Raw genomic sequence first — 10,265 nt, forward strand, 5'->3', positions numbered from 1 at the left:
CAGTTCGGTGATGGCCCCGATCATTTCTCGTCCTGACTGCACTATCGGGTTCGACATTGCTCGTGCTGACAGTGATGATCAATTCCGGTGAGTTACGGATCTGAGACGTATAGTTAATAGTTGGCTCACTTGGCGGGCTATCGTAGTTGCGGCGCAGGCGCTAGGCCGCTCAAATTTGCGGTAATCCGGCGCACGGTGGCAAGCCGGTCGTGAGCGGGCTCGCCGGGTGTCTCTGCCTCCCGGATGCACGGCTGGTAATTAAGTCCGTCGCCATCATGCGAAAACATCGGCGTCATACGCACCAGCGGTGATCGGCGGCTATGTGCTGAAAAGACGGGCCCGTGCCAGCGTGATGGAAGGCAATTCGCCGAAGGCCTTGCAATAGTCTCTGGCAAAATGGCCGAGATTGGCGAAGTTGCAGGCCAGTGCAATGCCAGTGACTGTTGCTGCCGCGTCGCCAGCTTGCAGCATTTCTTTAGCACGCTGCAGCCGCACCTGCTTGGCGAACAGTCGTGGTGAATAGCCGCGATGCGCGACAAAGGCGCGTGCCAGCGTTCGTGCGCTGACGCCGGTGATCTCAGTCAGTTCCTCAATCTCGACTGCGCGCTGCCAATTAGCTTCAATATACTGCTCGGCGCGACGAACATGGGCCGGCGTTCCGGCGCTGACATCGCTTTCAAGCAGGTGCGTGAAACTGTGACGGACCGTGCAGAGAAACGAGACTTCGATCGCCTGTTCAAACTGGTGTACGATCGGGACGGGTAATGCGTCATGCGCCGGGTTGAGCTGGCTCCGGCAGAAATGGGCGAGTTGAACCAAGCGCTGCACTTCAGCCGTATCCGTGCGAACGCAATTATCAAATACAAGGTCACCCTTCGGCGCGAAGCCCAGCATTGCGGTGAGCCTGCTCTTGAGCCCGTCGTGGCCGAGACGCAGCACCATCTGCTCGTAGCCGGCGTGAAATTTCAGCTTGGACGCGCGGCCAGGCGATGTCACGCAGCCGTGCTGCGGATCGACTTGCACCACCTCGCAACCGACCGTCGTTGTCGAATGGCCTTTGGTCCCGATCTGAAAACGCACGGCGTCGGTCTCGTCAAAATGCGCCACCGCCTCGCCGCCATAAGCGCAGATGCCAAGCGATACTCGGTCCGTGATGATAAAATCGCCGTAGCCTTCGAACGCGCCGGCCGGCGGCCCTGTGAAATGACTGGCACCGAAGCGCGTCAGCATCGCATGACGCATTTCTTCCGGGTCGCTCGTATGCACGAACGAGTGCCGGCGTAACGGCGCCGAGGGCGATATAATCACGGACGACCCTGCTGAGATGAGATGACGACCACAATCCTTGCACCTTCCACATCAGCACCGCTAATCATTTTTTTCTTTAGTTACTACATGAGCGTACGAAACCCGACATTGTCCGGATCTGAGCGACGACAGCAGAGCTCGGACTAACGCAACGTTCTTCTTGATGAACTAAGCATGTCATCGAGTTCACCGACAGCTTGCTCGCTTAGACGCAAAGGCGGCCACCACAACCAAGGCGGCTTTTAAACTCGGTGAAAGTCGGCATCACTCCCTGCGATCATTTCTGAAAACTTAATTTGCGTGCGGTCACGGCCCGGTGCCGGGGACTGCCAGCAGAGGATTATCATGCGCACGAACTTGCCCATCACCGCTGCTGAGTATCCAATTACCGACGAGACCCTTATTGTTTCGAAGACCGACACCAGGGGAAACCTGACCTATTTTAACGATCAGTTCGTTGCGGCATCCGGCTTCACCGAGGCGGAGCTGATGGGGCAGCCGCACAACTTCATCCGGCACCCGCACATGCCGCCGGAGGCGTTCGAGAATATGTGGATGACGCTGAAGCTGGGCCAGCCATGGGTTGGTGCCGTGAAGAACCGGCGCAAGGACGGCGGATTTTACTGGGTACTGGCGAGTGCGACCCCGATCTGGGAGAGCGGTCAGGTCAGCGGCTACATGTCAATTCGCTCGAAGCTGCCCGCTGACCAGCGCGTGGAAGCCGAGCAGGTATACGCGCTGATGCGCGATAAGAAGGCGCAGAAGTATCGTATCGATGCCGGTGTGATCCGTCGCCGCTCGGCGTTCGACCATATCGCCGTGTTCACCCGGACCTTGAAGGCGCGGCTGACGACGTTGATCGCAGTGCAGGCTTTGGTCATGTTGATTATCGGCCTTACCGGCGTTCTGGCGACGCGCGACAGCAACACGCGTCTGAAGTCGATTTATGAAGATCGTGCGATCCCGCTCGCGCAACTGTTCCAGATCAACGACCGCATGAAGGACAACACAATCGCTCAATACGACGCCGTCACCCGTGGCCGCGCCGGCAATCCGATCGGCGATATCGCGGGCCGCGTAACCGGCAATACCGAGGCGATTTCCAAAGTCTGGGCCGAATACATGGCGACCTACCTGACCCCGGAAGAGAAGGATGTTGCCGAAGCTTTCATCGTCAAGCGCAAGAGCTACGTTGAAGGCGCGGTCAAGCCGGCGCTGACCTTGCTCGCAGATCGCAAGTTCGAGGAGGCTGCAAACTTGCTGGCTGGCAGGGCTAATGAACTGTACGCCTTGGCAAAGTCGGACCTCGATAAGCTGGTCGCGATTCAGGTCAAGGAAGCCAAGAACGAATTCGAGACCGCGGAGAGCCGATATACTTTGGTGCTCGGTTTTGCCGTCGCCATGCTGACCGCCGGCATTCTGCTGTGCGCCTGGCTCGGCCTGCAGACCATCCGGGCCATCGGCCAGCCGCTGACGCGGCTGAATGGCGCGATGGACAAGATAGCCCAGGGTCTGTTCACCACCCGGATCGTCATCGATCGCGACGACGAAATCGGCATCGCGATGCGCAATGTGCAGGCCATGCAGTCCAAACTCGGCTTCGATCGCGAGGAGGCGATGGACGCCGAGAAGCGGATTGCCGTACAGCGCAAATTAGACCTGCACAGGCTGGCCAACGATTTCGAAGATGCCGTCGGCGAGATCATCGACACCGTGACGTCGGCCTCCACCGAGCTTGAGGCATCGGCCAGCACGTTGACTGCGACGGCAGAACGCTCGCAGGAATTGACGACAATGGTGGCGGCCGCTTCAGAAGAAGCCTCGACCAACGTCCAGTCGGTCGCGTCGGCGACCGAGGAAATGGCGTCTTCGGTCAATGAGATCAGCCGCCAGGTGCAGGACTCCGCGCGGATCGCCGGTGAAGCCGTGGCGCAGGCCGAAAAAACCAACGAGCGCGTCGGGCTGCTGGCGACCGCGGCAGGTCGTATCGGCGAGGTGGTTGATCTGATCAACAATATCGCCGGGCAGACCAACCTGCTGGCCTTGAACGCGACGATCGAGGCAGCACGCGCCGGAGAGGCCGGCCGCGGTTTCGCCGTCGTGGCTTCCGAGGTGAAGGCGCTTGCCGCACAGACCGCCAAAGCGACTGGCGAGATCAGCGCGCAGATCGCCGGGATACAGTCGGCGACCGGCGAGTCGGTCCTGGCCATCAAGGAGATCAGCGCCACTATCGATCATATGGCGGAGATCGCCGCGACCATCGCGTCGGCGATTGAAGAACAGGGTGCAGCCACGCAGGAAATTTCTCGCAACGTCCAGCAGGCGGCGCAAGGCACGATACTGGTCAGTTCGAACATCGCCGATGTTCAGCGTGGTGCGACGGAGACCGGGTCGGCTTCTTCACAGGTTCTGTCGGCGGCGCAGTCGCTGTCGTCGGACAGCAACCGGTTGAAAGCAGAAGTCAGCAAGTTCCTTGGCACTGTCCGCGCTTCTTGACCTAACGAGAGCCCGGTTCACGCCGGGTTTTCACCTAACTTGGAGCACCGGTGCGTACCATGAGCAACACCGTTCAAATGTTTCGATCTCAGCCCGTACTAGAGTCCACCGGTCGTTCAATCGGTGAACCTTGTCCGAACCCGACGGTCGTCGCGGACGTTGTCGCATCGACGGACCGGCTGATAACCAAGGCATAGAAGCTTAGCCAGCATCTGGCCACTGTCCATCATGCCGTCGGCATGATGCGCGAAAGCGGTCTTTCGGCGATTCATCAGAGAGTGGCACGGACCAACAAGGAAGTCCTTGCTCTGGCCCGGCATGCGCTAACGATTGTGCTGGACAACCTACGTGACATTCGACTGCGGCTCTCCGTAGGTTGATTGAAGAACAAAAAGCGGTGGTCTCTGGGGCGGTAGGTTCTCCGGGGGGATGACAGGTCTGCAAGGCTTTGACAGCATTGGTGGGCCCGGCAGGACTCGAACCTGCAACCAGACCGTTATGAGCGGCAGACGCCACCAAATCGTTCATTACAGTGCCCCATTTTTACTGAACTTTGATAACGCTCGTTTTCGTTCTTTCCTGCCGTTTCTGTGGCGAAGCTGAGGCGGTAGGTTTGGCTGTCATCTTCGCTACAGCATCTTTCAAATGATCTGGATGGTGATGACCGTAGACGCGAAGCAGAGTTTCGACTGACATCCCGAGATAGCCAGCAGCCTGCCAAGGAATGGTCCCGTTCTGCATCAGCCATGTAGCTGCCGTGTGACGTAAGGTGTGCGGGGAAGCATGCTCGATATGGGATAACAACACGGCTTTGGCAAATCCCGTCTTGACCGATTTCACTGCTTCTCCGTGCCACTCCACGAAATGCGACCGGATGATGCCCTTGCGGTGCCATCGGCCCAGGTGAGCTAGCAGGCGCGGCGGAATAGGCATCGGTGTCTGGCGCTTGTTCGTTTCGGGAGCGCCCAGAGCGCGCCGGTAATACATTCCTCGTTCAAGGTCTACAAATGACCGGCCTACGGCTGGGATTGGTGAAGCTGAAGCTATGGCACCGGCGCGGGTGCCACTGTAGATGCCGATCACGATAAACCGTGCTACATGCCTTAAGGGTCTTTTGTCCGTGACGACCTTATGGCCCTTATTCGGGCCGCGATGAATTGTTTGAGTCTCGCGAGCGCGCCAACATGCCCATATAAGCCGGGCAGCCTCCGAACGGGTAAGCCAGCGGTCGCGGGGCTGGCCTTTTTTGGGCAAGACGACCCTGACTGTACCGCGATGCAGGCCCTCAAAGGCGTGGTGCCCGATAGCGGCCCGCAAGTCCTCCAGGTCACGGCGAGCGCCGCCCGTGTTGCCCCGGTCGTACGTATAGGCTCTACACGTTTCCCCGTTGACCGCAGAAAGCATCATCGCTTTCCAAAAACTGTTCAACCGCTCGATGCGTTTAAGAAATTTCGGAGCGTTGGGATTCTCGACGTAGAGGTCGGGCCGGTCATCGATGTAAATCGAAAGTACATCGGCAACCGGGATTTTATCAATGTCCTGTTCTCTTCGCTCAGGTTTATATTTTAGAGCGATGTATTCTTTGAGGGCTTGCTCAGCCTGCGCAACTTCGCGCTCAGCGCATCCGGTGGCGCGATAGCTCGTTCCGTCTCGGATGACCCACGTAGGGTGGTGGGTAATCTTTCCGGTACTGTCGCGTCGCGCTGGTCGAAGATGGAGCCGGGCACCTTTGCATTTACGCGGCATAGCTTACGCATCTCCTCAATAGCTGCGAGGGTGGTGAATTGCTTGTTTGCCAGTATCTCAACAGTTAGATGCCCGCGTGCAATTTCACGACGGAGACCTGAAACCGTCATACCTCCAGCAGGGAACCCGAGGGTGATGGCTTCTGCAAGCCTCAACGGTGTATCAGGTCCGATATGGACGGGGGATAAATCTCCCTTCGTGCGCATCCTACGCTTGGCCTTTGTTGTCCGGCCGTCGCTCCCATTCGGCCATCATCAGCTTAAATAGGCTGCCCAAATCGTGAGGCTCGAAGCCGCCACAGGGCTTTCCAGCAAGCGCACTCAGGACCTGTTCAACGCACTTCCGACCTTTTTCGGTAAGGACGTATCCATCTGTGCGGCGTCCTTCAACGAAATCGTCGGTTTCGATCAACCCGTAGCCGCCTTCAGCACTGCCCTTACGGCCTCCGACTGTGAGCGTTTCCAGCAGGCGGCTAGCGCCAGAGGGAGAGAGATCAAGCTCCCTCGTCACATCTCGCAAGCGAGGTATACGCAGAATCTTCTGATCTAGAGTTTCGAGGGCAATGAATATCAGGACTTGGCACCCCGCTCCTGTGATCCTTGGCGCATATCGACGGATCGCTTGATGCGCATCGAGAAAGCGGCGCAGCAGTTGCATTTGCTTGGCTAACGTAAGAGGTGCGGCTTCGGGCTGGGTCATGGGCAATCCTATAAGACAAATTTGACAATAGAAAATGTTTTGCCACTTGTCAATAGAGCGCCAGTTGCGTACATGGCTTTACAACCATGAAGCAGATAGCCCTTGTCGAACCACAACACGTTCAAACTCAATTCCGAGCGCCCCGTAAGCGAAGGCACCTGTCCCAGTGTCCTTCGATCCTTCCCGTGGCCTGGAAGCAAAGCCATGCACCTCGGATGGCTTCTTCCGCTTCTCCCAGAGTGCACTCATTACGTTGAGCCGTTCGGCGGCTCAGCCGCCGTCCTGCTGAACCGGCCGATCTCGCCTATCGAGACCTACAACGACCTTGATGGGGAGGTGGTAAACTTCCTCAAAAACGTGCGCGAACAGCCGGACAAACTTCAGCGTCTCATAGACCTCACACCATACAGCCGCACCGAGTTTGCGGCTTCGCTCGGCCCCAGCGAGCACCTATCCGACCTCGAAAGAGCAAGACGTTTCTACGTTCGAGTAAGGCAGAGCCACATGGCTTTTTCCGTGAACGCGCTCCCGTCCAACTGGGGCACAACTCCGAACCAAAGCAGGAACGGAATGGCGCTCGCTTCAGCACGATTCAGGTCGGGGGTGACACGGTTCAACGAAGTTGCATCGCGGTTAAGCGGGATTTCGATGGAGAGCCGCCCCGCGATGGCGATCATTGCCGCATTAGATGGACCGGATAGACTGTTCTATTGCGATCCGCCGTACGTGGCTGAGACGTGGACACGCAAAGATAAGACCTACACCAACGTGTTGACCGACGATGATCATCGAGACCTCGCGCGTGCTCTCAATGAGTGCAGCGCAAAGGTCGCGATCTCAGGCTACGATTGCGCGCTCTACAGCTATCTTTATCCTGCGACGGACTGGCGGAAACTACGTGCTCCTCCGCAGCAAAGCCCCGCGTCCAAGAGGCTCCGACAAGAAGTCCTCTGGTGCAACTACGGGGAGGATGGGGAAAGGCTTCGGCGCACACTGGTGAGTGGGGCGGTGTTGGAAAATCCAACCCCCGCCAACACCGAGGTGGACGCGCTCGTCTCCCAAGTCGCCCTCGCAGCAATTGACGCCTGGAAGGCAAGAGGTCGCCAACACAAGGCGCTTCACGCCTTCATGGGACGTGCATATAGCCTTGCAGGCAAACTCAGAGATGACGAATCCGAGTTCGACCGTATCATGCAGGCTCGGGGTATAAAGAAGCCGAAGCTCGATCACCTTTATTATCACCTGATCCAAGCATTCCAGCCCGAGGAACAGCGCGCTGACCCCGACATGAAGTCGGAAGCGTCGCGCTTGAAGCGGGCTTTCATTCAAGCCGAAGCGCTTGGCTACACGACGGGGGATTTTGTGCGCCGGATCGAGCGCAAGGAAGTCGTGGCCGGAAGAAGGATCAGCGGCGTTAACAAGCTGATCAAGCTGGCGCAACTGTCAAAGCCGTTAAAGAGGGCGGATTCCACGTCTCAGGCGGCCGGAAGGCCGGGCACGGCCCTCCCTGATATCGGTGCAAGCTTCATCGACTTGTCGTGGTACCTCGCCACGATGCTGAATAAGGCCCTTCCGCTTCCCGAGCGGCTAGCTGCGATGAATGCGGCAGCGGATGCGGCAGAGAGGGCGAGCGTCTCACCGGGCGAAATTCAAGTTCGCGTATCGGCAAGCCAAGACCGGGTAACCACTCCGGCTCCGGCCGCCCATCCTGAAGGACCGGAGCCACGGAGGTCTCATCCCCAGGCGCACCCGTCCGGAAAGGCTCGCAACAGCTTCGACATCCTAAGCCGTCCCGCCAATATCCTGGTCCGTGGTCCAGCCCACTTAGCGACTGCTGACCGGGCGTGAGCCGTCGTTTGCCCAGCCCAGATGTATCAGAAGCAGACCTGTCCGGCCTGCAACCTGTGTTGGTCAATAGCAAGGAGGTCGCCTTCATCCAGCCCTGAGCGTCGTCACTTTCTTTGGAGGTCGCCCTGGCTCCCGGAGAGTTCCTGCTTCCTCTCTCCGTAAACGTTCGATGGACCGTGCTTGCCGCTTTCGGGCGGCATCTTTGTTCCGACGCTCAGCCAGTCTCTCGGCCTTGCTACGGTCGTCTAACTGCACCGGCTTCCGACCGCCCTTTGGCCGCTCAAACTCCATAAGCCCGGCCTCATCAATTCCAAGCAGGGTCACACCGGTGATGCCGCCGTCTTCTAAAAAGTCTCGCACTGCTTCTGCTTGCCAGAGGTCGTACACGTAGATGTCATACAAACCATCGAAATCCGGATTTCGAATTGCACCTCGCATCACAAACTGCTGGATGTCTTCAATCTCACGCGCACGAGCGATCTGGTCTTTGGTGAGCCCGAACACCTCCAGGATCGCGGAATCGGCGTCTTGTGCCTTGTTCGAATAAATGATCGCGCAGGAGCGGAGGTGCCTGTAGGCGTTCGTCCCTGCTTGGCGAGGCGAGACCTGTTTGCCTTTCAGCAGTAACTCGAAGCGATCACGGACGACCTCGTTGCCCGACCAGAAGCCCAAATCATGTAGCTTGCTGAGATACAAACCAACAGCGTTGAGGCAATCGCGCCCATCACCGTTCTTCCAGAACTCGGTCGAGCCACGGTGTCCTGTGATGTAGTGGATGTGAACCTTCGGTTGGCCTGACCGTGGAGACTCAATCCACTCGCAGCTATATTCGACCTCGCCGGGGAATAAGCTGTCGGTAGCCAGAGCACACAAGCTCGACGCATATCCGGATGCTGCGATCTTGACGCTCGCGCATTCGGCAAGGTCGCGAGGCGTCCAAAGAGACCACCAACGGATTGGCTTAGATCGGTCGAACGCCTCGTCCCAGGCCCCGACATCGACGTACAATCCTGAAACACTAATGACGCGTTTGTGGAAGGCAGCAAGCTGCTCGGCTAGATCGTCTCGCAGAAAATGCCCGATGGACGGTGCATCTGTCTTTGCCTGCACTTTGCACCACTTCGTGCCTTCGACCTTAATCAGATGGTATAGCGTCTCAAACCATCTGGCCGCTACTGGCGCTCGAATCTGACCAGAAGCTACCGCGTCGGGAGTCTCATCGATGCGAACATGCCAGCCCTCTAATTCAGCCGGATCGATTGATTGAAGTCCTTCGTGCGTAATAGCTAGAATGACGTGCTGAGCATCTTTAAGAAAGCGGAATGCGTCAGCGATGCGTCTCTTGATCGGACCGGCCTCATCCTGGTCGGAGTGGATTGAGGTAATTGTCGGTTGCGCGTTGGACTGCGCCGCATGTGATCTGAGCGACGAGACGTGTTCTTCAATTAGTGCCGTTCGAGGAGCCGCAAGGATGTATCGACCTGGACCGCAAATCATCTCGCTGAGCATCCGAGAAGTCTTGCCCGATCCGGGCAAACCCTCGAAAATCGTAATACGTGTAGGTTTCATTTTTCTCCGTGTTTGATCGCGCCAAATGCGTCCGCTGCGTGTCTATGTATTTAGGATTAGTGCGGACGTAATTATTTCTACCCGGTTCGTGCTCAGATTGCGAAATTGAAATGCATCACGGGAAGGGAACGGAGGCGAGCCGACGTGCTGAGCGGATGCGAAGCCGTCGAGCCGAACGGCTCCCGAAGACGTGATGCTTGGGTGGCCGCCCTGGGCCACCCGGCATTCCTCGCATCAAACTAAGTGAGATCGACCGCCTCGCACACGGCTCGGCTTCGATCTGCGCTCCGCCCTTCAGGACGGCTGTCGGCGTGCGCCTCCGCCTCTCTTCGGTCGGGCGACTTCAAAGGCGACTTCGTTGAGCCCTTATCGTTCTTGGGTGCGTCTGTCGCTGCTGGCCATTCGACGCCGGATTCGGCTTTCTCCTCAAGACCGAGACCCTGAAAGACCAGCGCCGAAGGCGCTCCGAGACACGCGAGAGACGGGTTGGTGCTGACAAGTCATTTGCCTCTTGAGCGGGACCATGATCTGTCCCACCCATATGAAAACTGGACTCAGGGTGGTGGTGATGGCATGCACGGGTTCGAAGCGCAGCACGC

Annotated in this window: 6 protein-coding genes; 2 read left to right on the plus strand and 4 right to left on the minus strand. The window is 58.0% G+C overall.

Annotated elements, in window-relative coordinates:
- Positions 1–318 precede the first annotated feature (318 nt).
- Positions 319–1,266, minus strand: coding sequence for an AraC family transcriptional regulator (locus FNL56_RS09080; protein WP_143572490.1), 948 nt, complete (start codon positions 1,264–1,266; stop codon positions 319–321).
- A 387-nt stretch (positions 1,267–1,653) separates the two neighbouring features.
- Here FNL56_RS09080 and FNL56_RS09085 point away from each other — a divergent pair, with 387 nt between their 5' ends.
- Positions 1,654–3,804 carry a methyl-accepting chemotaxis protein gene (locus FNL56_RS09085; protein WP_143572491.1) on the plus strand — a complete coding sequence of 717 codons (2,151 nt, stop codon included), beginning with the start codon at positions 1,654–1,656 and terminating at the stop codon, positions 3,802–3,804.
- Between the two features lie 543 nt (positions 3,805–4,347).
- On the opposite strand, the gene FNL56_RS09095 is transcribed toward FNL56_RS09085, so the two are convergent.
- Together FNL56_RS09095 and FNL56_RS09100 are read right to left on the minus strand one after the other, a co-directional pair.
- Complete coding sequence (locus tag FNL56_RS09095) at positions 4,348–5,550, minus strand: site-specific integrase (protein WP_143581940.1); 1,203 nt, start codon at positions 5,548–5,550, stop codon at positions 4,348–4,350.
- Between the two features lie 207 nt (positions 5,551–5,757).
- Positions 5,758–6,249 carry a hypothetical protein gene (locus tag FNL56_RS09100; protein WP_143581941.1) on the minus strand — a complete coding sequence of 164 codons (492 nt, stop codon included), beginning with the start codon at positions 6,247–6,249 and terminating at the stop codon, positions 5,758–5,760.
- A gap of 102 nt (positions 6,250–6,351) precedes the next feature.
- Between FNL56_RS09100 and FNL56_RS09105 the strand changes: the two genes are divergently transcribed.
- Positions 6,352–8,097: a DNA adenine methylase gene (locus tag FNL56_RS09105; protein ID WP_256365964.1), complete on the plus strand. Its 1,746-nt coding sequence runs from the start codon at positions 6,352–6,354 to the stop codon at positions 8,095–8,097.
- An 84-nt stretch (positions 8,098–8,181) separates the two neighbouring features.
- Here the strand turns inward: FNL56_RS09105 and FNL56_RS09110 are convergent, their stop codons facing one another.
- Positions 8,182–9,666: a hypothetical protein gene (locus tag FNL56_RS09110; protein ID WP_143581943.1), complete on the minus strand. Its 1,485-nt coding sequence runs from the start codon at positions 9,664–9,666 to the stop codon at positions 8,182–8,184.
- Positions 9,667–10,265: the final 599 nt, after the last annotated feature.

The organism is Tardiphaga sp. vice304 (assembly GCF_007018905.1).
GTDB lineage: Bacteria > Pseudomonadota > Alphaproteobacteria > Rhizobiales > Xanthobacteraceae > Tardiphaga.